This window comes from Stenotrophomonas genospecies 5 (assembly GCF_054473825.1).
The window spans coordinates 443,637-466,829 of record NZ_JBTMUW010000001.1 but is presented as its reverse complement, the minus strand read 5'-3'; the positions used below and the strand labels follow the sequence as shown (position 1 = coordinate 466,829).

Sequence of the window (23,193 nt, the reverse complement as noted above, 5' to 3'; positions counted from 1 at the left end):
AAAGCCATAGTTTACAGATAGATGGCCGCCAACCCAAGAGGCTTGTGCAGGCCGACCGAACGAAAAACGCCCCCTTGCGGGGGCGTGGCGTCGCCAGAAGCCCGCTTCTACAGGGCTTCCGTGGGAAAGGGAGGGTGCGCGTGCGCTCAGCGCTTCTTGCGCGCCTCTTCCTCTTCTTCCTGCTGCGGAACCGGCTGGCCCTTGGCCTTCAGCTCCGCATTGGCCTGCGCGCGGCGCTTGGCCTTGGCGTCGGCTTCGGCCTGTGCCTTGTCGGCCTGGTCACCCTGCTGCGGGGCCGGCTGGCCGGCGTTCTGCGCCATCACCAGCGGCACCGCAACGGCGGCAGCGGCCAGGATCGCAATGGTCAGCAACTTCTTCATGGAGTCCTCCTCGCGGTATGGCTGGGACATGGGGACGCTGGCGTCCGGATTCCAGCGGCTGCCATTTTACCCCCTCCCCGGTGGCGAGGCTGAACCGCAGGCGTGCAAATTCGCCGCCCAGACCGCACACTTGCGCGTCGCTCCGCGCTTTAGAACATAGATGAACGCCCGCTATAACGCCGCCGATATTGAAGTCCTGTCCGGCCTTGACCCGGTCAAGCGCCGTCCCGGCATGTATACCGACACCGCGCGCCCCAACCACCTGGCGCAGGAAGTGATCGACAACTCGGTGGACGAGGCCCTCGCCGGCCACGCCCGCTCGATCGAGATCACCCTGTACAAGGACGGCAGCGTGGAGGTCAGCGATGACGGCCGTGGCATGCCGGTGGACATCCATCCGGAAGAGAAGATCCCGGGTGTCGAGCTGATCCTGACCCGCCTGCACGCGGGCGGCAAGTTCAGCAACAACAACTACACCTTCTCCGGCGGCCTGCACGGCGTCGGCGTCAGCGTGGTCAACGCGCTGTCGACCCTGGTGGAGGTGCACATCAAGCGTGAAGGTGCCGAACACCGCATCACCTTCCGTAACGGTGACCGCGCCACGCCGCTGGAAGTGGTGGGCACGGTCGGCAAGAAGAACACGGGCACCCGCGTGCGCTTCTGGCCCGACCCGAAGTACTTCGATACGCCGAAGTTCGCGGTGCGCGCGCTCAAGCATCTGCTGCGCGCCAAAGCGGTGTTGTGCCCGGGCCTGACCGTGAAGCTGACCGACGAAGCCACCGGCGAAGTCGACACCTGGTACTACGAGGACGGCCTGCGCGACTACCTGAAGCTGGAGCTGGGCGAGCGCGAAATGCTGCCGGCCGACCTGTTCGTCGGCAACCTGAAGAAGGACACCGAAGTGGTGGACTGGGCCGTGGCCTGGCTGCCGGAAGGCGAGCTGGTCCAGGAAAGCTACGTCAACCTGATCCCGACTGCCCAGCACGGTACCCACGTCAACGGCCTGCGCACCGGCCTGACCGAGGCGCTCCGCGAGTTCTGCGACTTCCGCAACCTGCTGCCGCGTGGCGTGAAGCTGGCGCCGGAAGACGTGTGGGACCGCGTGTCGTTCGTGCTGTCGCTGAAAATGACCGATCCGCAGTTCAGCGGGCAGACCAAGGAACGCCTGTCCTCGCGGCAGGCCGCCGGTTTCGTGGAAGGTGCCGCGCACGATGCATTCAGCCTGCTGCTGAACCAGAACGTGGAACTGGGCGAGAAGATCGCGCAGATCGCCATCGAGCGCGCCAGCGCACGCCTGAAGACCGAAAAGCTGGTGGTCCGCAAGAAGGTCACCCAGGGCCCTGCCCTGCCGGGCAAGCTGGCCGACTGCATCAGCCAGGACCTGTCGCGTACCGAACTGTTCCTGGTGGAAGGTGATTCGGCAGGCGGCAGCGCCAAGCAGGCACGCGACAAGGATTTCCAGGCGATCATGCCGCTGCGCGGCAAGATCCTGAACACCTGGGAAGTCTCCTCCAACAGCGTGCTGGCCTCGGAAGAAGTGCACAACCTGGCCATCGCCATCGGCTGCGATCCGGGCAAGGATGACATCAGCGGCCTGCGCTACGGCAAGGTGGTGATCCTGGCCGACGCCGACTCGGACGGCCTGCACATCGCCACCCTGTTGACGGCGCTGTTCCTGAAGCACTTCCCGGCGCTTGTCGACGCTGGCCACGTGTTCGTGGCAATGCCACCGCTGTTCCGCATCGACGTGGGCAAGCAGGTCTTCTACGCACTGGACGAGGAAGAAAAGCGCTCCATGCTGGACAAGATCGAGCGCGAGAAGATCAAGGGCGCGGTCAATGTGACCCGGTTCAAGGGCCTGGGCGAGATGAACCCGTCGCAGCTGCGTGAGTCCACCATCCACCCGGACACCCGTCGCCTGGTGCAGCTGACCGTGGACGATCGCGAGCAGACCCGTTCGCTGATGGACATGCTGCTGGCCAAGAAGCGGGCGTCTGACCGCAAGGGCTGGCTGGAGACCAAGGGCGATCTGGCGTCGCTGGAAGTCTGACCCCAGCGCGGGCCGGGGCCGTTTCCTGTCGGGAAACGGCTCTGGCTGCATGGCCTGGCAGTACCGCTTCAGGCCGCCCACCGGGGCATTACACCCCCATCGGCAAACCCTGCGGGTCCATAATGCGCGCTCATCCGCGTGGACCACCGCATTGCCCAGCCACTCGCTGCTGTTCCCCGGCCTGCCGCTGCACAGCACGCGGCTGGTCCTGAGCCCGATCCGTCGTGATGACGCTGCTGCGTTGTTCACGCTGCAATCCAACCCGGCGGTGATGCGCTGGTGGAACCATCCTGCCTGGACACGGCCGGGCGAAGCCCGCGAACAGATCGACGACGACCTCGCCGCACACGCCATCGGCACCCAGCTCAAGCTGGCCGTGCGCGAATCGCTGGAAGGGCCGTTGCTGGGCATCTGCGTGGTGTTTGCCGTCGATCGCGATGCTGCGCGTGCCGAGATCGGCTATCTGCTGGCACCTGAGGTCCAGGGCCGGGGCTACATGCATGAGGCGTTGCAGCAGGTGCTGGCCTACCTGTTCCGGACGCTGCGCCTGCATCGCGTCGAAGCCGAGATCGATCCGCGCAATGCGGCCTCCGCGCACGTGCTTGAACGCCTCGGCTTCCATCGTGAGGGCCTCCTGCGCCAACGCTGGCGCATCCAGGGCGAGTTGGCCGACTCGGCTGTGTACGGGCTGCTGGCCGATGACGAAGCCGCGAGCGCCCTGCCCACTTGACCCAATCTGGCCGCAACCGACGACAACGCCCGGCCATGGCTTTGGACACATACGGCGCGGCACCCTGGAGGCCTAGCATCGAAACCCCCTTCCGCTGCCGATCCGGTGCCATGAAGTCCCTGCTGCACACTGCCGCGCTCTGCGTCGGCCTGCTCATTGCTCCTGCCAGCGTGCTGGCCGCCCCCGCCGCCGAATCCAAGCCCGACGCCAGGGACGACAAGATCGAAGCACCTGCGCTGCCGGCCGACGCCTCCACCCGCCAGAGCATCCGCCTGGCGGGCCGCACGCTCGACTACACCGCCACCGTGGGGACCCTGCCGGTACGTGACGAGAAGGGCAAGGTGATCGCCGATGTGGTGTTCACCGCCTACACGATGCCCGGCAAGGACCGGCCGGTGACCTTCGCGCTCAACGGCGGGCCCGGCGCGTCCTCGGTGTATCTCAATCTGGGCGCCATCGGCCCGAAGGTCGTGACCTTCGGCTCGGAGGGCGACAGCGCGTCGGCGCCGGCCACGCTGCACGACAATCCGGGAACGTGGCTGGACTTCACCGACCTGGTCTTCATCGACCCGGTCGGCACCGGCTTCAGCCGTGCCCGCATCGGCGATGACGAAGCCAAGAAGGCGCTGTACAACCCCAGTGCCGACATCGAGTACCTGTCGCGATCGATCTACGACTGGTTGCTGCGCAACCAGCGCATGGCGTCGCGCAAGTATCTCACCGGTGAGAGCTACGGTGGCTACCGCGGCCCACGCATCACCCACTACCTGCAGACGCGGCTGGGCGTTGCGATGAACGGCCTGGTGCTGGTCTCGCCGTACCTGAGCCCGACCCTGGAAGACAACGCCGACGTCTCGCCGATGGCGTGGATGCAGACGCTGCCGTCGATCGCAGCGGCGCACCTGGAGCGCCAGGGCCGCCTGACCGACGCGGCGATGCGTGAGGTGATCGAGTACACCCGCGGCGATTACGCCACCGCCCTGATGAAGGGCCGCAGCGATCCGCAGGCCACCGAAGCGATGCTGCGCCGGGTCACCGAGCTGACCGGGCTGGACCCGCAGTTCGTGCGTCGTGCCGGCGGCCGCCTGGAAACCCAGGCCTATCTGCGCGAAGTGTTCCGCGACAAGGGCACGCTGGGCAGCCGCTACGACTCGAACGTGACGGCGTTTGATCCGTTCCCGAACGATCCGGAACAGCGCGCCAACGATCCCCTGCTCGACAGCATCATCGCGCCGACCACCACCGCGATGGTCGACTTCGTCACCCGCGTGGTGGGCTGGAAGGTCGATGCGCGCTACCAGGCATTGAACTACGAGGTGAACCGGCTGTGGGACCGCAACGGCGACCTGCGCCAGGGTGCGGTGACCCAGCTGCGCCAGGCGGTGGCGATCGATCCGAATCTGCAGGTGCTGATCGCGCACGGCTGGAATGACCTGTCATGCCCGTTCATGGGCTCGATCCTGACCGTGGACCAGATGCCGGCGATGGGCAGCAACCCGGACCGCGTGCAGGTGCGCAGCTACCCGGGCGGGCACATGTTCTACAGCCGTGCCGACAGCCAGGCGGCATTCCGCAAGGATGTGCAGGCACTGTTCCAGCGCAACTGAGGGGTTCGGCCGGGTCGCGGCCCGGCGCCCGCTGACGGCAACGGCAACGGCAAAAGCCGGGTTTCCGTGGGCTGGCGAGGTTCCTGCTGCTGTTGGTGGGTGTCGACCTTGGTCGACACGCTGGATACGGAAAAACGATCTGCCCATGAAAAAAGCCCGCCGGAATCCGGCGGGCTTTTTCATTTCCGGGGTCAGATCCCTATCTGCAGGGAAAGGGCTCTGACCCCAGGGTTGCTGGCATCAGGTCCAGCCGAACAGCTCGAACAGCTTCAGGATCAGGTACGCACAGCCGCCTGCCGCCGGGATGGTCAGGATCCAGGCCCAGACGATGCGCTCGATCACGCCGAACTTCAGCGAACGCGGATTCTTGGCAAAGCCCACGCCCATGATCGCGGTGGAGATGCTGTGCGTGGTCGAGACCGGCATGCCGAAATGGGCGGCCAGGGTCAGGATGGTGGCCGAGCTGGTCTCCGCCGCGAAGCCGTGGATCGGATGCAGCTTGACCATCTTGTGGCCCAGCGTCTTGATGATCTTCCAGCCACCCGAAGCCGTACCGGCGGCCATCACCACCGCACAGGTCAGCACGATCCACATCGCGATGCCGTCACCGGCCTGCGCATCCGGGTGCATGAAGGCCAGCCAGGACGGCAGGTTGTCCAGTGCACCGGTGGCTTCGGCACCGATCAGGGTCATGGCGATGATGCCCATGGTCTTCTGTGCGTCGTTGTGCCCGTGTGCGAAGCCCATGTAGGCGGCCGAGACGATCTGCGCCTTGCCGAAGAAGGCATTGACCCAGCGCGGACGGGCCAGGCGGCCAATCGCACCACCGATCCTGGCCAGACCCGCAATCAGGCCCCACAACAGCACCATCACCACGATGCCCAGCAGGAAGCCGGCAATCGGCGAGGTGATCATCGGCACGAACACCTTCCACAGCAGGCCCTTGTTCTGCGCCCAGCTGCCGAGCCGCTCGGACCAGATCAGCGCATCCCAGTTGTTGTGGGCGGCCGCCAGGCCGGCGCCGCACAGGCCACCGATCAGGGCGTGCGAGGACGAGGACGGCAGTCCCTTCCACCAGGTGATCAGGTTCCAGATGATGCCGCCCAGCAGGGCGCACAGGATCACCTGCGGGGTGACATCGACCACGTTGGTGTTGAGCAGGCCCGACGCAATGGTCAGCGCGACCGCGGTACCGGTCAGGGCACCGATCAGGTTCATGAAGGCGGCGAGCATCACCGCCCAGCCGGGCGAGAGCACCTTGGTCGCCACCACGGTGGCGATGGAGTTGGCGGTGTCGTGGAAGCCGTTGATGAACTCGAAGACGAGCGCAGCCAGGATCACCACCAGGACGAGGGTCAACATGCGGCGGCGTCCGTCAGCTGTTCTTCAGCACGATCTGGTACGCCACCACGCCGGCCTCGCGGCAACGGTCGATGGCTTTTTCCAGGATCTCGAAGAATTCCTTGAGCAGGAACATCTGCAGGTTGTCCAGGCGCCCGGAATAGATGTCACGGTACAGCTCCAGCATCAGCCGGTCGGCCTCGTTCTCCAGCGAGCGCAGCTTCTCGTTGAGCGCGGTCATCCGGTCCAGGTTCATGTGGCGCAGGTCGGCCACCATCTCCACCACCACGCCGGCGGCTTGCTCCAGCATCGCCGCGCGCGGCGCGAAGTCGATGTGCTCCAGGTGGGTCGTGGCCAGCGAATAGCGATCGGCGAACTTCTCGATCTGCTTGGGGATCTTGTACAGCGCCGACCCCAGCGCTTCGATGTCTTCACGCTCGATCGGCGTCATGAAGCTGTCCACCAGCGCCTGGCTGATCTTGTCCGACGCCGCGCGCTCGCGCAGGCGGGCCAGCTTGAAGGCGTCCAGCGCGGGCTGGCGGTCGGCCTCGCGCAGCATGGAATGCAGCGCCTTGGCGGCGTCGGAGGCCGCGACGGCAGCCTCATCGAGCAGGGTGTAGAACTGTTTGCCGGAACCGAAAATGGTCTGCAGAGAGAACATTGAGAAACCTGTCAGCCGTCGCGGGAAGGACGGCACCGGACGGAATTATGACGGCTAGATGACCATCTCGGGTATCCCCGCCCCCTTTCCGGGGGTGGAACCCGCCAACCTGAACAGGCAGTTGCCACCTTGCCACGGCCCTTTGCTAAGATGCCACCGCGCCCTCGGGCGCACCTTATGGACGACGACCCTTATCCCCCAGCGCCGCGCCGGACTCTGCTCCTGAGCGCCTGCCGCCATCGCAAGCACCCGCCCTCCCTGCCACCAACCGGGGACGACGCCCGTGTTTGAAATGATCCTGATTGTCTTCGCGCTGGTTCTGTTGAACGGCTTCTTCGCCATGTCCGAGATGTCGGTCATGACCTCGCGCAAGAGCCGTCTCAAGCAGATGGCCGGCAGCTCCAAGCGCGCCGCCAAGGCCCTGGAGCTGTCCGAAAAGCCCGAGAGCTTCCTGTCCACGGTCCAGATCGGCATCACCGTCATCGGCGTGCTGACCGGCTACCTGGGCGGCGACGCCATCGGCGACGCCATTGCCGGCTGGCTGCAGGGCCTGATGCCCGGCTTCACCTACGCCTCCCAGGTCGGCACCACGCTGGCCGTGACCCTCATCACCTTCGTGACCCTGATCTTTGGTGAGCTGGTGCCCAAGCGGCTGGCCCTGACCCGCTCCGAGGCCATTGCCAGCCTGGTGGCCATGCCGATGAGCTGGCTGGCCAAACTGGCCTTGCCCTTCGTCTGGCTGCTGTCCAGGACGACCCAGCTGGTGCTGAAGGCACTTGGCCTGGGCAAGGACGAAGCCGCCTCGGTGACCGAAGAGGAGATCCGCATGCTGGTGGCCGAAAGCCACGAGGCAGGTGTGATCGACACCCATGAGCGCGACATGATGAACCGCGTGATGCGGCTGGGCGATCGCACCGCCGACAGCCTGATGACGCCGCGCAACCGGATCGCCTGGCTGGACACGCAGGCCGGCCTGGACCGCAACCTGGAAATCATGGCCGAGCATGAGTTCTCCCGCTATCCGGTCTATCGCGACAACGACATGGATGTGGTTGGTGTGCTTGAACTGAAATCGCTGGCGACCCGCATGGCACGCGGCGACAACGCGCTGTTCCAGACCCTGCGCGAGCCGTTGTACGTTTCCGAGTCCACCCATGCGATGAAGCTGCTGGAGATCTTCCGGGAAGAACAGCAGTCGATGGCGCTGGTCGTCGACGAATACGGCGAGATCCAGGGACTGGTCACCATCAGCGACCTGATGGGCGCAGTGGTCGGCCGCCTGCAGGCGGTGGAGAATGCCGACGAGGACGCACTGGTGGTGACCCGTGAGGACGGCTCGCTGCTGGTGGACGGCTCGCTGCCGGTGGACGACCTCCGCGAGCTGATCGGCAGCAACGAGCTTCCCGACGCCGAAGAGGGCGACTACTACACCCTGGCCGGCATGTGCATCCACTACTTCGGCCGCATCCCGCACGCGGGCGAGTACTTCGACTGGGCCGGCTGGCGCTTCGAGATCGTCGACCTGGACGGTGCACGTGTGGACAAGCTGCTGCTGCGCACGCTGTCGGACGAGCAGGCCGATGAGCTCACCGCCTGAGTCCGGCCCGCGCGACGCAGCACCTGCCTATCGCAACGAAGGCATCCGCACGCTGCTGGAAATGTTCGCCTGGGGTGATCCGGCCCAGCACATGAAGCTGGGCCAGATCCTGCAGGATCTGCAGCAGAGCGCCTTCGGCGTTTTCCTGTTCGTGGCGATCCTGCCGTCGTTCATCCCGATTCCGGGGCTGGGCGGTGCGGTCAGTGGCCCCCTGGTGATCCTGATCGGCCTGCAGATGCTGTGCTGCATGCGGCGCCCCTGGCTGCCGGGCTTCATTGCCCGCCGCGGGCCGAAGCGCGGCACCATGCACCGGTTCCTGGACCGCATCGACCGCCCGCTGCGGCGCTTGGACCGCATGCTCAAGCCACGCCTGCCACAGCTGCTCAAGCCGCTGCCGGCCCACGCGTTCACCGGCGCACTGCTGGTCCTGCTGGGCATCCTGCTGTCGCTGCCGATCCCGTTCACCAACTATCTGTTCGGCTTCCAGCTGCTGTTGTTCTCGCTGGCCCTGCTCGAGCGCGACGGCGCGCTGATGCTGGTCAACTGGATCGGATCATTGGCGGCAATCGCGTTCTTTGGTTTCAGTTCCGGCCAACTCGTGAGCTACACCGTCGAACTGTTCCAGCGCTGGTTCTGAACCGGGCCCATCAACGCAGGTCGACGAAACCGTTGTCGGCAAGCTGGCCTGGCTCATCCTGTACCGCAGACAGCACGAACGTCAGCGCCCTGCCCAGCAGCGTGCCCGGTCCATCCCAGTACTCGGCCGATTCAGCCTGCACGTGGATGAGCCGAAGGTTCGGATCGTCCTTGCCGCCGGGGAAGAACAGCTTCATCGCTGGCGACCACAGCGCTTCCACCTTGGCTCGATCGTCGACGATGCGCGCATTGCCCGCCACCGACACATAGGTGTTCTTCGACGTCGAGGCGTAGGCCACGTTGACCCGCGGATTGAGTGCGATCTCCGCCACCTTCGGGCTGTCGGCTGCGGTAGCGAACCAGAGGTCACCATCGAAGGCGACCTGCTGGGTACCAAGCGGACGGCTGTACAGGCGACCATCGACACCGACCGTGGTGAACATCGCCACCTCCACGTCCTTGATCAGTTCGGCCAGTTGGGCGATGTGTTCTGCGCGGGAATCCGACATGGGGAGCTCCAAGGGTAGGGAGCCCCCATCAGACGCGGAAGGTCTGCAATGCGCCGTGATGCAATCGTTCAGCCCGCGTGGCGATCGTGCCACGCCCGCATGGTCAGCTCGAACGAGCGCAGCCTCGCGCGATGGTCATACAGATTGGCGGTGAGCATCAGTTCGTCAGGTCGATGGCGTTCGACGAACGCGGCGATACCCTCGGCCACCTGCTGTGGATCACCCAGCACCGTGCACGCCAATGCCCGCTCGACACCCAGTTTCTCGTGCGGCTCCCAGAACGATTCGATGTCGTCGATCGGTGCCGGGATCTTTCCGGGACGCCCCCGGCGCAGATTGACGAAGCTCTGCTGCTGGCTGGTGAACAGGCGGCGCGATTCGGCTTCGCTGTCGCTGGCCACCACGTTCAATGCCAGCATCGCGTGCGGTTGCTTCAACGTGGCCGAAGGACGGAATTCGCGGCGGTAGACTGCCAGCGCCTCATCCATCGCGTCCGGGGCGAAGTGCGAGGCGAAGGCGTACGGCAGCCCCATCGATGCCGCCATGCGCGCACCGAACAGGCTGGAACCCAGGATCCACGTCGGCACCCGCAGGCCGCCGCCAGGCACGGCCTGCACCGCCTGACCGGGCTGGACCGGCTCGAAGTAATGCAGCAGCTCACGCACATCCTGCGGGAACTGGTCAGCGCTGTCGAAATAGCGCCGCAGCGCGCGGGCGGTCGGCTGGTCGGTGCCGGGCGCCCGCCCCAGCCCCAGATCGATGCGGTCCGGATAGAGCGAGGCCAGCGTGCCGAACTGCTCGGCCACCTGCAGCGGCGCATGGTTGGGCAGCATGATGCCGCCTGCACCGACACGGATGCGCTGCGTGCCACCGGCAACGTGCCCGATCAGCACGGCGGTGGCCGCGCTGGCGATACCGGGCATGTTGTGGTGTTCGGCCAGCCAGTAGCGGCGGTAGCCCAGCGCATCGGCATGCTGGGCCAGTTCCAGCATGTTGGAGAAGGCGGCGGTGGTATCGCTGCCCTCGCAGACCGGGGCCAGGTCGAGGATCGACAACGGGATCATCAGGCGGTTTCCGTCAAAAGATCCCCTCTGCATGGGGTCGGCCCGGCACGGCGGCCAGTGCCGGTGGCGGGACGCTGATTCCTGCCGGGCGGGTCAGCTCCCCAGGTGGACCGGACAGCCGTGCACGACCGGCGCCCGGGACAGCCGCTCAGAAGGCGCTGGGGCGTGGTTCCGGCAGCGGCTCATCCACCAGCGGCCTGAGCTCCGCATCCAGCGCCACCCGTTCGTCGAACACGAAACAGCGCCCGTCGTAGCCCTCGCCGCCCACCTCTTCGAAGTAGCCGAGAATGCCGCCATCGAGCTGCAGCACGTTGTCCATGCCGTCATTGAGCATCCACAGTGCGGCCTTCTCGCAGCGGATGCCGCCCGTGCAGAAGCTGACCACGGTGCTGTCCTTCAATGCGTCGCGGTGCGGCGCCAGGGCCTCCGGCAGATCGGTGAACTTGTGGATCGGCAGCACCAGCGCGTCCTTGAACGTGCCGTACTCCACCTCCTGCAGATTCCGGGTATCGAGCATCACCACCGGCTTTCCCGCATCGTCGTGGCCCTGCCGCAGCCAACGCTGTACGGTGGCCGGATCGACCGCCGGCGCGCGTGGATAGGCCAGCGGCTGGCCGTCATCGCGGCGGAAACTGATGATCTCCGGCTTCACTCTGGCCTTGAGCCGCGCGAAGGGCTGATGCTCGCTGAAGCTGGTCTTGACCCGCATTCCGGCCAGACGCGGATCCTCACGCAGTGCCGCGTAGAAGCCCTCGATGGCGGGCGGGGCGCCCGCCAGGAACAGATTCAGGCCCTCGCCCGCCACCAGGATCGTGCCGCGCAGCCCAGCCGCTTCGGCACGCGCCAGCAGTTGGTCGCACAGAACCTCGGGGGCGTCGATGGCAGTGAAATGATAGGCGGCGGTATTGGCGATCATCCGCGCATTTTAGCGCCTGGCCGCCATCGGGTCAGGACCCGGGGTCGATGATCGGCGGCTGGAGCGCCCTACCCCCGCAGCAGCATGAACGGCAGCAGCACCAGGGCAGCAGCGCCCAGCATCGCCAGCAGTACCAGCACGACATACAGCGGCCGGCGCCGCAGCAGGCTGCCGAAGGTCTCGGCCGTGCCATCACGCAGGGCCTGCTCACGCTCGGCCCGGATGCGTGGCGCGCGCTCGGCCTGGTACTCGGCCATCAATGCCTTGGCGCGCGCATGATCGCCGTCCTCGCGGAGCCACAGCCCGCCATTGGAAATGCCCCAGGGACTGGGCTCGGTGCGGTACCAGGCGATGCCGTGGCGATCCAGGAGCGTGCAGACGTCGGCGTATTCGTCATCGCCGACATTGCGCAGATTGAGCAGGAGTTTGGCCATGGCGCCATGATACCCGGCGCCGATGCGCTACCCTTGCCGCCCTCGCCCTGCGCCCGACGGAGATGCCCGATGCGCCGACTGCTGCTTCCCCTGTTGCTGTCCCTTGCTGCTGCCGGCTGCTCGATGGAGCCGTCCGGCCCACCACCGGGAGGCACGCTGACCACCTTCGAGCGCATCGACACCCAGCCCGGTACCGGGGCCGAAGCGGTGGCGGGCCGGAAGGTCACCGTGCACTACACCGGCTGGATCTACGACAACCGCACCGAGAGCAAGCATGGCAAGACATTCGACAGCTCGGTCGGACGCGGCCAGCCGTTCACCTTCGTGCTCGGTGCCGGCCAGGTCATCCGCGGCTGGGATGAAGGTGTGGCCGGCATGAAGGTCGGCGGCAAGCGCACCCTGATGATCCCCCCGGACCTGGGCTACGGCAGCCGTCGCGCCGGCCCGATCCCGCCGGGCTCCTCGCTGGTGTTCGATGTCGAGCTACTCGATGTCCAACCCTGATCGACATGCGCCGCGCCGCGTGGCTGTCGTCGGTGGCGGCCCGGCAGGGCTGTTCGCTGCCGAGCGCCTGCGCGCCGCCGGCCTGGAGGTGGACCTCTATGAAGCCAAGGGTTCCCCAGGTCGCAAGTTCCTGATCGCCGGCAAGGGCGGGCTCAACCTGACCCACTCCGATGAGCGCCCGCTGTTCGACAGCCGCTATCGCGAGCAGGCCGGTGAAGTCGGCGGATGGCTGGACGGGTTCGACGCGCAGGCACTGCGCGACTGGGCCGCCGATCTCGGCGTGGAGACCTATGTCGGCAGTTCGGGCCGCGTGTTCCCATTTGATCGCAAGGCTGCGCCCCTGCTGCGCGGCTGGGTGCGCCGCTTGAAGGAGCAGGGCGTACGCCTGCACGTGAATCACCGCTGGTGCGGATGGGCCAGCGACGGCGCGCTGCGCTTCAACACCGAAGACGGCCACCTCGACGTGCACGCTGATGCCACCGTGCTGGCGCTGGGCGGCGGCAGTTGGCCGCATCTCGGCAGCGACGGTGCCTGGGTGGCACCGCTGCAGGCGCGCGGCGTGGACATCGCGCCGTTACAGGCCGCCAACTGCGGGTTCGACGTCGACTGGACGCCCCTGTTCGCCCAGCGCAATGCCGGTGCCCCTTTGAAACCAGTGGTGGCGCATTGGATCGACCTGACAGGCCAACCACGGTCACTGCAGGGCGAATGCGTCGCCAGCGACTATGGCATCGAAGGCAGCCTGATCTACGCGCTGTCGGCCGACCTGCGCGAAACCATCAACCGCGAGGGTTGTGCGCCATTGTGGCTGGACCTGGCACCGGGCCGCGATGAAGCACGCCTGCTGGCCGATCTGTCGCGTCCACGCAAGGGCCGCAGCTTCGGTGAACACCTGCGCCGCCAGGCCGGGGTGGACGCAGTGAAAGCGGCACTCGTGTTCGAGCACCTCGGCAAGGATGCGGGCCACGATCTTGCTGCGGTCGCAGCGACGCTCAAGCGCCTGCCGCTGAAACTGCTGCGCCCGCGGCCGATGGCCGAGGTGATCAGCACGGCCGGAGGGGTAAGGCTGGACGCGCTCGATGCAGGGCTGATGCTGCGTGCCCTGCCCGGCGTGTTCTGCGCTGGCGAAATGCTGGACTGGGAAGCGCCGACCGGCGGCTACCTGCTGACGGCCTGCTATGCCAGTGGCCAGCGCGCCGCCGAAGGCGTGATCCAGTGGTTAGCCACACGCTGAATCGCCTGCGGTAGCAGCGGGCGTGGCTCGGCGCTACCGGAAGCAGCGCCTCACCACGGCCTTCGCATGCGTACAGAGGCGAGTGGTACCCCGCTGGGATGGGGATAGCTTTCCTCGCGTTCGCGGATGAAACCCTGCCGCTGATAGAAGGACACGGCATTGAGCGAGGCCGACAGCACCACCTCGCGCCCCGGATCGGCCAGCGCCAGCAGACGCTGCATCAGCGCCTGGCCGATACCCTGTCCGCCACGATCCGGATCGACGAACAGCGCATCCACCTCATTGCCATCGATATCCAGCACGCCAAAGCCGAGCAGCTCGCCCTGCCCGCCTTCGGCCACCACACAGCCGCCCTGCGACAGCAGCCGCGGATACTGCGCCGGCGGCAGCGACGCCGCCCAGGGTGCGATCACCTCCGGCGGATAGTGACTGCTGCAGGTCTCGCGCACGCACCGCGTGCGCAGGGCCCACAGCGGCGCGACATCGTCGATCGTACCGGTCCTGAACTGCATGCAACCTCCGTATGGAACTTCATTACCGCGACTTGCTGGCCCTCAGCGCCTGGATCCGCGCCGGCGGCTGGAATGAATCACTGCGCGCGTCTGCCCAGAACGCATGGAATACCGCGTGATCCGGCACCCGCCGCAGCAGTTCTCCCGGCTCCAGATAGCGATACAGCGTCGCCAGCGAGCGGATCTCCACCGGCGACACGCGGCGCAGGATGTGCTCCGGCCCCAGTTCGGCCGGATCATTCAGGCCGGCCGCGCACAACAGCTCCTTCAGGGCATGCAGCGTGTGCTCGTGGTAGCTGTGCACGCGCGTGGCCTTGTCAGGCGCGTCGAGGTGCTTCCAGCGCGCCGGGTCCTGCGTGGCGATGCCGGTCGGGCACTTGTCGGTGTGGCAGCTCAACGACTGGATGCACCCCAGTGCGAACATGAAGCCACGACCGGCATTGCACCAGTCCGCGCCGAGCGCGATGGTCCGGGCAATGTCGAATGCGCTGGTGATCTTGCCGGCCGCACCGATGCGGATGCGCTCGCGCAGGTCCAGCCCGACCAGGGTGTTGTGGACCAGCAGCAGCGCCTCGTGCATCGGCACGCCCACATGATCAACGAACTCGGCCGGTGCCGCGCCCGTGCCGCCCTCGGCGCCATCGACAACGATGAAGTCCGGCAACAGGCCGGTCTCCTGCATCGCCTTGGCGATGCCGAACCACTCCCAGGGATGGCCGATGGCCAGCTTGAAGCCGACCGGTTTGCCACCGGACAGTTCGCGCAGGCGGGCGACGAACTGCAGCAGTTCGACCGGCGTGGAAAACGCCGAGTGCCGCGACGGAGATACACAGTCCACCCCCATCGGCACGCCACGGGTCACGGAGATCTCGGCCGTCACCTTCGGCGCGGGCAATACGCCGCCATGACCGGGCTTGGCCCCCTGGGACAGCTTGATCTCGATCATCTTCACCTGGTCATGGGTGGCGTTGGCGACGAACCGCTCTTCGCTGAAACCGCCCTTCTCGTCGCGGCAACCGAAGTAGCCCGAGCCGATCTCCCAGACCAGATCGCCGCCCATCTCACGGTGGTACGGCGAGATCGAGCCTTCGCCCGTATCGTGATAGAAGCCGCCACGGCGTGCGCCTTCGTTGAGCGCGCGGATCGCGTTGGCCGACAGCGAGCCGAAGCTCATCGCCGAGATGTTGAACACACTGGCCGAATAGGGCTTGGCGCAGCCTGCGCCGATCAGCACACGGAAATCGTGCCGGGCGATGGTGGTCGGTGCCAGCGAATGGTTGATCCATTCGTAGTCCACCGCATATGCACTACGCAGCGTGCCGAACGGCACCGTATCCATCTCGTTCTTGGCACGCTGGTAGATCAGTGCACGCTGCTGGCGCGAGAAGGGCACGTCTTCCAGATCACTCTGCACGAAATACTGGCGGATCTCCGGGCCGATCGATTCCAGCCCGTATCTGAAGTGCGCCATGACCGGATAGTTGCGGCGCAGGGTGCTGCGCTTCTGCAGCAGATCCCAGGTCCCCAGCGCCACCATCGCGGCGGTCAGACCGACGCCCCAGTACCAGGCAGGCCATATCGTGGCCAGCCACAGGCAGACGGGGAACATCAGGATGGCGAGCAGGTAGACGATATACCGGTGCATGGCGTTCCTTGGTTGCAACTGCAGCCGAGTCTACCGCGCCCGCCATCATCAACGCCTACAGGCGATCGTCGACCACGCTGCGCGGCCAGGCCGATTTCACGTCATACACCAGGCCGCCGGGCGCCAGCAGGCCGCGGATGCGGGCTTCATCCATCGCCTTGAAACTGGCATGCGCCACTGCCAATACGACCGCGTCGTAACAGCCGGCCTTCGGCTCGGCCAGCCACCGCACACCGGCATCGGCCAAGGCCGCCGGGCCCACCCATGGATCGCTGACATCGACCTGGGCGCCTGCGTCTGCCAGGCGCTGCGCCAGCTCCAGCGCACGACTGTTGCGCAGATCGGGGCAGTCTTCCTTGAAGGTGACGCCCAGCACCAGCACGCGCGCCTGGGCCGCGGTCCGCCCGCGCTCGGCCAACATGGCCAGGACGCGCATGGCCACGTGCTCGCCGACACGGTTGTTGACCTGCCGCGCGGTGTGGATGAGGTCCGGGTGGTAACCCACACTTTCCGACTTGTGCAGCAGGTAGTAGGGATCCACGCCGATGCAGTGGCCACCGACCAGACCGGGACGGAACGGCAGGAAATTCCACTTGCTGCCCGCGGCGTCCAGCACGTCCTGGGTATCGATGCCGAGACGGTCGAAAATCAGCGCCAGCTCGTTGACCAGGGCGATGTTGACGTCGCGCTGGATGTTCTCGACCACCTTGGCCGCTTCGGCCACGCGCATCGATGGCGCCGGGAAGGTGCCTGCGTCGATGATGCGGCGGTACAGCCCATCGACCACCGACGCCACCTCCGGTGTCGAACCCGAGGTGATCTTGCGGATGTCGGCCAGACGGCGCTGGCGGTCCCCCGGGCTGACCCGCTCCGGACTGTAGCCGCAGTAGAAATCTTCGTTGAATCGCAGGCCCGAACCCTGCTCCAGCAAGGGCACGCAGACTTCCTCGGTCGTGCCGGGATAGACCGTGGACTCGTAGATCACCAGATCGCCGGCGCGCAGATGGCTGGCGATCAACCGCGTCGCCGAGCGCAGGGGTTCCAGATCGGGCTGCTCGTAGGCATCGATGGGCGTCGGCACGGTGACGATGTACACGTTGCACTCGTCCAGCCGCGCAGGGTCGCTGCTGTACTCCAGCTGGCGTGCAGCGGCGAGTTCCCCGGCCTCCACCTCCAGCGTGTGGTCCTGGCCCGCGCGCAGCTCGGCGATGCGTTCGGGGTCGATGTCGAAGCCGAGCGTCGGCTGTTCCCGGCCGAATGCCACGGCCAGTGGCAGGCCCACGTAACCCAGGCCGATCACCGCGAACCGGGGCGCTTCCGCCGCCGACACCGGCACGCTCATCAATGCACCCGCCATGCCGGCAGCGGCGGATCGCCCACTGCCGCCGCTTCGGCCATCACGCTCATTCGCTGCCCACTCCGGGAAGTCTTCGCAAGAGGGCTACAGCGTAACGGTGTCAGGACCTTGTCGCCAAGGTCAGGAGCCCAGTGCGACCGCGGCAGGCTCCAGCTCGCCATCGGCCCCGGTCCAGGCCTGCAGCAGGTGCTCGAACCCCACGCTGCCCAGCGTCAACCCCGGCCACGCCTCACCGACGATCTGTGCCAGCAGCTCCGCCTCGATGCGTCGCGTCCCCATGTTCCAGCGGGGGAACGCCCGCTGCGGCACGGGCGCCCGGCACAGCACCTTCAGCTGGGTATGGCTGCGGGCATTGAGGATGCGCGGGAACACCGAATCGATACCATCCTCCGGACCTTCGAGATACTGCAGGAAGCGTGCACCGTCGAACATCAGCACCCCGGTGACGCCAGCCACGCGATTGAACGCCGTGGCATCGGCCAGCAGGCGGTCAAGATCGGATGTCCGCAGATCGGCGCGGGCATCGCTGACGTAGGCGATCGCGTAGAGCGACATCAGGTGGCTCCCCCCCTGGGGACGATGGTCGGGACTATGGCATGAATGGGCGATACAGTTAAGCACGCCGTGCGATGCCCGGCCGCCGGTGCTGGAGCCCCCGCTGGGCTACAATCGGCGCCGCACTGCAGGCCCGGATGGCGAAACTGGTAGACGCATCGGACTTAAAATCCGCCGACCGCAAGGTCATGCCGGTTCGATTCCGGCTCCGGGCACCAAGGCTTTCGCGACATTCGGTGGCCTCCATTTCGCTCCGCAATTTTTTCGTCGCTCCGCAATCAGCTCAAACCGCATGATGCCAATCGACCAACGCATGACGCATGCGTCTGGATGTCGCGGGTAGATCAGACACCCCGCCGCAGCTGCTGCAGCGCCGCCCTCACCCGCGCCTTCTGAGGATCCCTCGCCCTGGGCTTGATCGCTGCCGGCGGCTTGCGCGGCTCCAGCGCTTCCTTGATCCGTGTCAGATCCAGCGCCCCAGACTCAGCCAGGCGGCGCGCCTGTTGCTGCTGCGCACGCGTTGGCGGCAGGCCAGGCAATGGCGGCGGCAGTTGGATCGGAGTGCTGTCCGTCAACCGGGCGACGGCCTCGCGCAGAGGCAGATCGGGATAGAGCCTGGCCGCGCACCAGCGCTCGGCGTACCGCTTCGCCTGGCGGACGCTCGCGGCGCGCACTTCCTTCACCTGCCACATCTTTTGGCCTTCCATCCACAGGCGCACGCCAGCACCGCCATCGGGGGCAACGCCGGCCGTTTCCCGGCCGTTGTACCAGAGCGCCCAGCGCTCACCTGTCTGGACCCATCCGCACGGGATTGGGGCGGTGCGGAAACCATGGTGGCCGTGCGAGGGAAGCATGGCCGCAAGGATACGACCGGTGGTCGCAGATTCTGCGAACGCGGCCGACATCTGCCTGAATCGTTCGGGCTGCCAATTGTTAAGGCCTGCATCGGCAGTTTGACGAAATCGTCAATTTCCCCGAACTGCAGGGCCGAGCAAGGTTCGGCCCTCTCCGTAATCCGTCACTGCTTGCGCGGCTCAGGCTTGCAGCACCTGTCGCGCCCGGTCCAAGAAGTATTCGCGGACGGAAGGGTCATGGATCTTGTCAGCGGCATGGAAGCTGGCATCTGCCAACCGGGCCTCGTCCGCGACCAGGCTTGCCAGGAACTCGTCAGCGATTTCGCGACTGTGGATTTCGAACTTTTCGATCATCTGCATGCTCCGTTGTTGGGAGCGCAGAACGTAGACCTAGCGGACTCGCGAGTCAACGAAAAATCTATTATTTCGCTATATTTTTCAATAGCTTGTAACACAACCATACCAGCAGTGTTATGCGCACAGGACGAGACCGTAACGCCGGCGCTGGAAGCTCTGCACGCCATGAGCACGACCGGCCGGGCTACGCTCCGGCCATGTGCGGCCGATTCGTCCAGCTCCCCGTCGTCAACTTCGGCCAGGCCGAGCTGGCTGACCTTGCCCCGGGCCTGGCCGAGATCCAGCCCACCTACAACCTCGCCCCGACGCAGCGGGCGTCGGTGATCCTGGACCGCGGCGAAGGCCGGCAGGTCACCCGGCTGGCGTGGGGCCTGCTGCCGTTCTGGGCCAAGGCCAAGGGCCTGCAGGGCTCGACCATCAACGCCCGCATCGAGACCGTGGCCACCAAGCCGGCCTTCCGCACGGCGTTCAAGAAGCGCCGATGCGTCATCCCGATGGCCGGCTACTACGAGTGGTCGGTCAGCCCGATCGATGGGAAAAAGGATCCATGGTTCATCCACGCGACCGAGCCGCTGCTGGCTGCCGGCCTGTGGGAGGACAGCAGCCCGCTGCTGCCCGACGGCAACCTGGGAACCTTCACCGTCATCACCGGGAACAGCAGCGGCGTGTCGGCCGACATCCACGACCGCATGCCGGTGTGGCTGCCGGCCAGCCAGATCGATGAGTGGATGGCCGCCAGTCCCGACAATGCGATGGCGATGCTACTGGCCAGCGAGCCCCCATCCATGGAGGCGTACCGCGTCAGCCGTGAAGTGAACACTCCCAGGAACAACCGTGAGGACCTGCTACAGCAGGTCGCTTAGCCAAATCGGGGGGAACCTCTGCACCTCCTGAGACTCGTTCCTTTTCTCACGGGCCAATATGCATGATAGTCTTCGTATTTTCACGAACCCATAACACCTAGACACGGGGACAAGGAAGTGAAGGTTCTCATCAGCAGTGCTGTTGCGCTTTGCATTGGCGTATCCGGCGGCATTGCCGCGCCAGCGATAATCTCAAAGGCAAAAAGTGCCCGCGACCAGTGGGACAATACCGTAGCGAAGGAATGGCCAGCCGAGTTCGTTGTCCAAACAACCAGTAAAGGTCAGAAGCTCTTTGCTCACGCACCAAAGGAGTTAGGAAAGCGTCCTTTGGTCATAAGCCTTCACACTTGGTCAGGCAGCTATGATCAACATGATCAGCTCGCGCCTTACGCAGCCGCTAACGGCTGGAACTATGTTCACCCTCAGGTGCAAGGGCCCAACAATCATCCCGGGGCTTGCCTGAGTGACGCCGTTCTGGCTGACATTGAAGATGCATACGACTGGGCGATTGGCAACATGGATGTAGATGTTTCCAACGTCGTAGTCGTAGGCGTGTCAGGCGGCGCGTATACCGCCCTAGGATCGATGCTGAAAAGCAAAATTCCTGCAAAAGCTTATTTTGCCTGGGTGCCAATTACGGACTTAGCCGCTTGGAGGAACCAATCCGCCAAACGTAACCAGAAGTATTTGGCAGATATTGAGGCATGCGCAGCGGTTGCTGGTGCATACTCATTGGATGAGGCAAGGCGTCGTTCACCAATGAACATACCACTGGTTGAAGGACGCAAGTACCCCCAGCTGCATCTGTTTGCTGGACTTCATGATGGATTCAACGGCTCGGTTCCTACGTCGCACTCAATTCTTTTCTACAACCGACTAGCCAAGCACTATGGTGCCAGTGAGAGCGATCTCGTCAACGCGGAGCAGATGGCCGCAATTACCACCTTGGCATCAGAAGTCGAATCAGAAGATTTAATTGGGGATCGAGACATCCACCTCCGTCGCACGGTGCCAGGCGTTTCTTTGACAGTCTTCGATGGAGGCCACGAAATGCTAGTGGCCTACACCGCTGAGACAATTGCGCGAACGATCTCAAACTAGATTTCGATCCCGCTGGTCGCGAGCGATGCCTTGACCGAGGCGTACATGTTCTGGATCGTGACCTGCGCCAGCACCCGGTCGAACCAGTACGCCGACAGCGCGCCGCGCACGCTCTGGTTCAACGTGCCCGCCGAAGCGCCCAAGATTCGGTGCGTGGCGATGCTGGCCGGCAGGGTGGCGTTGGTCACCTCCGCCATGCTGCCCGTGCGCGGCCGGTACAGCCGCAGGATGCTGGCACCTGCACCGGGACGGTTGTCGAAGGTGCCGACCACCATTTCCCAGCGGTCACCGCCATCCTTGGGCAGGCTGGCCGCGTAGTTGGTGCTGCCGGCGCGCGCCAGGGCGACCAGGTTCCCGCCGCTGCTGACACCGATGCCGGCGGAGTCACCGCCCGAAGTGTTGGCGTTGCCCATCAGCGTCTGGTTCACGCCGCCAGCGGTCTGCCGGAACACCGACATGAACGACAGCGGCAGGTTGGCGGCCGCAGGCACGTACAGCGCGGTGCCGGTGGCCACCGAGACTGATTGCGAGTCGACCTCGTAGGAACCCCCGTTCGAGAGCTGCGCATCCAGCCCTGCCGCGATGCGGTTGTTCAGTGCGAAGTTCAGCGTCTTGGCCAGACGGAAGTGGCCGTCCGGCACCACGCCACCCCAATCGATCGGCGGTTCCAGGTCGAGGATGATCGTGTCCGGGAACGAAGCGGGCGCGGCGTACTGGCGAATGATGGTGGGCATTGGGTCGTCCTCACAGATAGTTGTACTTGCAGGCCAGGGCCAGCGGCGGGTTGGCGGAAAGGTGGAAGCCGCCGTCGTTGACGGTCAGTAGGCTCCTGGCGTCTGGGTCGTACCAAATGCCCTCAATTGCCTGAGATCCCTTCAGCGTGTGCGTTTCCAGCAGGGCCATCGTGTCGGCGTCATAGACCAAGGCCTGGCCGTCGACGCCGTTGGCGCCCACCGTGGCCCACAGGCGATTTCGCCCCTGTTCGTAGTGCAGCTGGTCGGCCTGCGGGTGGATGCCCGTCTGGGTGCGAAGCACCGAGCCGTCCGCGCACGACACCAGCCGGATCGTGCTGGTGCCCTCGTCCGGGGTGTAGATCGCATCCAGGTCGGGCCGGTAGGCGATGCCGTTGAGGGTGTGCGACACCACGATCTCGTCCAGCAGCTTCACGCCCGCCAGGGTGATGTGGCGGATGATCTTGTTCGTCTTGTCGGCAAACCAGATCGTGTCGTCCGAGGTGTCCCAGGCCACGCCCTGAATCGACTCGATGCCCGGGAAGGCAGCCGTGTTGCAGGGAAGCTCCCAGAGGATCCGCCGCATGTCCGGCGAGGTGCACACGATCGAGCACAGGAACGGCGCCGTCTGGCCACCCGAGCTTCCCTCATAGGCGCGACCGTCGTTGCCGACCAGCCTGCAGCCCAGCCACTTCCCCGTGCTGATCACATCCAAGCCGGTGCAGGTCCAACCGCCGCTGGGATTCTCGCCGTGCGCGCCGTTGGGAAGCGATGTCTGGTCCACCAGCACGAACTGCGTCGGCTCGGGCGTTCCGCTCGGCCACTGCGACCCGTCGGCCCAGAGAATCCGGCCCACTCGCCCTACGCTGTCGATCTCCACCAGCAGCGCGTTCTCCAGGGAGCCCGCAAGCCCCTGCGCCCACTCCTGGTAGTTCCCGTGCCAGTCGATGCGACCGTCCACCGCCGCGGTGCTGGAGTCCACCATTGCCACCGTCATGCCGCCCACCTTCGTTCGCAGAAATTCCCGGGTGCCATCGGCATGCACGGCAAAGGCGACGTTGCCAGCCATATCGCTATCGATCTCGATGTATCCCCCTGTGATGGTAGACACGAGCCGTCCGGCAACCTCAGCAACTTCCTGTTTGTCAGCCTTTTGCGTCAGTACATCCTCAGAAACCCACTGCAGCCCAGCCTCGACCATGATGTAGCGGCCGCTGTTCGGCACCTCCTGGCCCGATACGGGGTCGGTGTGGCTGCCGGTGTCACCGATCACCGCTACCTGGCGGTTCAGGGGGATGCTGCCCGCTCCCGCCGCAGCGCTGGCCGCAGCCCAGGTGGGGAACTCGATGGTGCTGCCGTTGGCCAGGAACTCATTGAAATCCGCCTCAATCCCGTTCCAGCTGCGGCGGGTCACGCCCCGACGGTCAACCCACGTCCGAGCTGATCCGTTGATGCCGGCATCCAGGTTCTCGGCGTTGTCGTACAAATCCAGGGGCGAGGGCGAGCCCACCGGATTGCCGGTGTTGTACTTGGTCATCTGGGTGCGTCTCCAGGA

At 65.6% G+C, this 23,193-nt stretch carries 24 protein-coding genes and 1 tRNA gene; 10 read left to right on the top strand and 15 right to left on the bottom strand.

Translation table 11 applies throughout. From position 1 onward, the window contains the following. Positions 1–146: 146 nt before the first annotated feature. Positions 147–380 (bottom strand): hypothetical protein, encoded by a 234-nt coding sequence (locus ACX9OW_RS02270; protein ID WP_053519720.1) that lies wholly within the window; start codon positions 378–380, stop codon positions 147–149. A 160-nt stretch (positions 381–540) separates the two neighbouring features. Here ACX9OW_RS02270 and parE point away from each other — a divergent pair, with 160 nt between their 5' ends. From parE to ACX9OW_RS02255, 3 genes are all read left to right on the top strand, one after another. Beyond that, on the top strand, positions 541–2,430 hold the full coding sequence (parE, locus tag ACX9OW_RS02265; protein ID WP_053519719.1) for a DNA topoisomerase IV subunit B: 1,890 nt from the start codon (positions 541–543) through the stop codon (positions 2,428–2,430). Between the two features lie 151 nt (positions 2,431–2,581). Next, positions 2,582–3,160 carry a GNAT family N-acetyltransferase gene (locus tag ACX9OW_RS02260; protein ID WP_053519739.1) on the top strand — a complete coding sequence of 193 codons (579 nt, stop codon included), beginning with the start codon at positions 2,582–2,584 and terminating at the stop codon, positions 3,158–3,160. A 110-nt stretch (positions 3,161–3,270) separates the two neighbouring features. After that, positions 3,271–4,767: a S10 family peptidase gene (locus ACX9OW_RS02255; protein ID WP_459061871.1), complete on the top strand. Its 1,497-nt coding sequence runs from the start codon at positions 3,271–3,273 to the stop codon at positions 4,765–4,767. Positions 4,768–5,007: 240 nt separating this feature from the next. Here the strand turns inward: ACX9OW_RS02255 and ACX9OW_RS02250 are convergent, their stop codons facing one another. Together ACX9OW_RS02250 and ACX9OW_RS02245 are read right to left on the bottom strand one after the other, a co-directional pair. Then, the gene (locus ACX9OW_RS02250; protein WP_053519810.1) at positions 5,008–6,129 is read right to left on the bottom strand and encodes an inorganic phosphate transporter; all 1,122 of its coding nucleotides are present in this window, start codon (positions 6,127–6,129) and stop codon (positions 5,008–5,010) included. Between the two features lie 13 nt (positions 6,130–6,142). Beyond that, the gene (locus ACX9OW_RS02245; RefSeq protein WP_004152833.1) at positions 6,143–6,769 is read right to left on the bottom strand and encodes a DUF47 domain-containing protein; all 627 of its coding nucleotides are present in this window, start codon (positions 6,767–6,769) and stop codon (positions 6,143–6,145) included. A gap of 292 nt (positions 6,770–7,061) precedes the next feature. Between ACX9OW_RS02245 and ACX9OW_RS02240 the strand changes: the two genes are divergently transcribed. Both ACX9OW_RS02240 and ACX9OW_RS02235 read left to right on the top strand, forming a co-directional pair. Next, the gene (locus ACX9OW_RS02240; RefSeq protein WP_065174920.1) at positions 7,062–8,366 is read left to right on the top strand and encodes a hemolysin family protein; all 1,305 of its coding nucleotides are present in this window, start codon (positions 7,062–7,064) and stop codon (positions 8,364–8,366) included. Further along, positions 8,350–9,003 (top strand): exopolysaccharide biosynthesis protein, encoded by a 654-nt coding sequence (locus ACX9OW_RS02235; RefSeq protein WP_459061870.1) that lies wholly within the window; start codon positions 8,350–8,352, stop codon positions 9,001–9,003. The genes ACX9OW_RS02240 and ACX9OW_RS02235 overlap by 17 nt, the downstream gene beginning before the upstream one ends. Positions 9,004–9,013: 10 nt before the next feature. Here the strand turns inward: ACX9OW_RS02235 and ACX9OW_RS02230 are convergent, their stop codons facing one another. From ACX9OW_RS02230 to ACX9OW_RS02215, 4 genes are all read right to left on the bottom strand, one after another. Next, complete coding sequence (locus ACX9OW_RS02230; protein ID WP_053519807.1) at positions 9,014–9,511, bottom strand: pyridoxamine 5'-phosphate oxidase family protein; 498 nt, start codon at positions 9,509–9,511, stop codon at positions 9,014–9,016. 68 nt (positions 9,512–9,579) lie between these two features. Continuing rightward, entirely contained in the window at positions 9,580–10,575 is a 996-nt protein-coding gene (locus ACX9OW_RS02225; protein WP_053519806.1) for an LLM class flavin-dependent oxidoreductase, read from the bottom strand. A gap of 148 nt (positions 10,576–10,723) precedes the next feature. Then, complete coding sequence (locus ACX9OW_RS02220; RefSeq protein ID WP_459061869.1) at positions 10,724–11,491, bottom strand: sulfurtransferase; 768 nt, start codon at positions 11,489–11,491, stop codon at positions 10,724–10,726. 68 nt (positions 11,492–11,559) lie between these two features. After that, entirely contained in the window at positions 11,560–11,925 is a 366-nt protein-coding gene (locus ACX9OW_RS02215) for a DUF6164 family protein (RefSeq protein ID WP_053519804.1), read from the bottom strand. Positions 11,926–11,994: 69 nt separating this feature from the next. Here ACX9OW_RS02215 and ACX9OW_RS02210 point away from each other — a divergent pair, with 69 nt between their 5' ends. Both ACX9OW_RS02210 and ACX9OW_RS02205 read left to right on the top strand, forming a co-directional pair. Next, positions 11,995–12,429 carry an FKBP-type peptidyl-prolyl cis-trans isomerase gene (locus tag ACX9OW_RS02210; protein ID WP_053519803.1) on the top strand — a complete coding sequence of 145 codons (435 nt, stop codon included), beginning with the start codon at positions 11,995–11,997 and terminating at the stop codon, positions 12,427–12,429. After that, positions 12,416–13,663, top strand: coding sequence for a TIGR03862 family flavoprotein (locus ACX9OW_RS02205; RefSeq protein WP_459061868.1), 1,248 nt, complete (start codon positions 12,416–12,418; stop codon positions 13,661–13,663). Before ACX9OW_RS02210 ends, ACX9OW_RS02205 begins: the two co-directional genes overlap by 14 nt. Before the next feature lie 50 nt (positions 13,664–13,713). On the opposite strand, the gene ACX9OW_RS02200 is transcribed toward ACX9OW_RS02205, so the two are convergent. The 4 genes from ACX9OW_RS02200 to ACX9OW_RS02185 form a co-directional block, all read right to left on the bottom strand. Next, positions 13,714–14,175 carry a GNAT family N-acetyltransferase gene (locus ACX9OW_RS02200; protein ID WP_459061867.1) on the bottom strand — a complete coding sequence of 154 codons (462 nt, stop codon included), beginning with the start codon at positions 14,173–14,175 and terminating at the stop codon, positions 13,714–13,716. A gap of 22 nt (positions 14,176–14,197) precedes the next feature. Continuing rightward, a complete protein-coding gene (locus tag ACX9OW_RS02195) occupies positions 14,198–15,820 on the bottom strand; it encodes an FMN-binding glutamate synthase family protein (RefSeq protein WP_053519800.1) in 1,623 nt (540 codons plus the stop codon). Positions 15,821–15,875: 55 nt separating this feature from the next. Continuing rightward, positions 15,876–17,162 carry a nucleotide sugar dehydrogenase gene (locus tag ACX9OW_RS02190; protein WP_053519799.1) on the bottom strand — a complete coding sequence of 429 codons (1,287 nt, stop codon included), beginning with the start codon at positions 17,160–17,162 and terminating at the stop codon, positions 15,876–15,878. Positions 17,163–17,297: 135 nt separating this feature from the next. Beyond that, positions 17,298–17,732 (bottom strand): BLUF domain-containing protein, encoded by a 435-nt coding sequence (locus ACX9OW_RS02185; protein ID WP_253119718.1) that lies wholly within the window; start codon positions 17,730–17,732, stop codon positions 17,298–17,300. Between the two features lie 131 nt (positions 17,733–17,863). On the opposite strand from ACX9OW_RS02185, the gene ACX9OW_RS02180 reads away from it, so the two are divergent. Then, positions 17,864–17,950: transfer RNA gene (locus ACX9OW_RS02180), tRNA-Leu, on the top strand. A 126-nt stretch (positions 17,951–18,076) separates the two neighbouring features. On the opposite strand, the gene ACX9OW_RS02175 is transcribed toward ACX9OW_RS02180, so the two are convergent. Continuing rightward, positions 18,077–18,586, bottom strand: a complete 510-nt coding sequence (locus ACX9OW_RS02175; RefSeq protein WP_459062455.1) for a hypothetical protein — start codon at positions 18,584–18,586, stop codon at positions 18,077–18,079. 180 nt (positions 18,587–18,766) lie between these two features. After that, positions 18,767–18,940, bottom strand: coding sequence for a hypothetical protein (locus ACX9OW_RS02170; RefSeq protein ID WP_459061866.1), 174 nt, complete (start codon positions 18,938–18,940; stop codon positions 18,767–18,769). 200 nt (positions 18,941–19,140) lie between these two features. Between ACX9OW_RS02170 and ACX9OW_RS02165 the strand changes: the two genes are divergently transcribed. Continuing rightward, a complete protein-coding gene (locus ACX9OW_RS02165) occupies positions 19,141–19,806 on the top strand; it encodes an SOS response-associated peptidase (protein WP_459061865.1) in 666 nt (221 codons plus the stop codon). Positions 19,807–19,923: 117 nt separating this feature from the next. Beyond that, entirely contained in the window at positions 19,924–20,907 is a 984-nt protein-coding gene (locus ACX9OW_RS02160) for an alpha/beta hydrolase family protein (RefSeq protein ID WP_459061864.1), read from the top strand. Here ACX9OW_RS02160 and ACX9OW_RS02155 read toward each other — a convergent pair. Together ACX9OW_RS02155 and ACX9OW_RS02150 are read right to left on the bottom strand one after the other, a co-directional pair. Continuing rightward, positions 20,904–21,641, bottom strand: coding sequence for a hypothetical protein (locus tag ACX9OW_RS02155; RefSeq protein ID WP_459061863.1), 738 nt, complete (start codon positions 21,639–21,641; stop codon positions 20,904–20,906). The two genes, ACX9OW_RS02160 and ACX9OW_RS02155, sit on opposite strands and share 4 nt — an antisense overlap. A gap of 10 nt (positions 21,642–21,651) precedes the next feature. Beyond that, the gene (locus tag ACX9OW_RS02150) at positions 21,652–23,175 is read right to left on the bottom strand and encodes a YncE family protein (RefSeq protein WP_459061862.1); all 1,524 of its coding nucleotides are present in this window, start codon (positions 23,173–23,175) and stop codon (positions 21,652–21,654) included. Positions 23,176–23,193 lie beyond the last annotated feature (18 nt).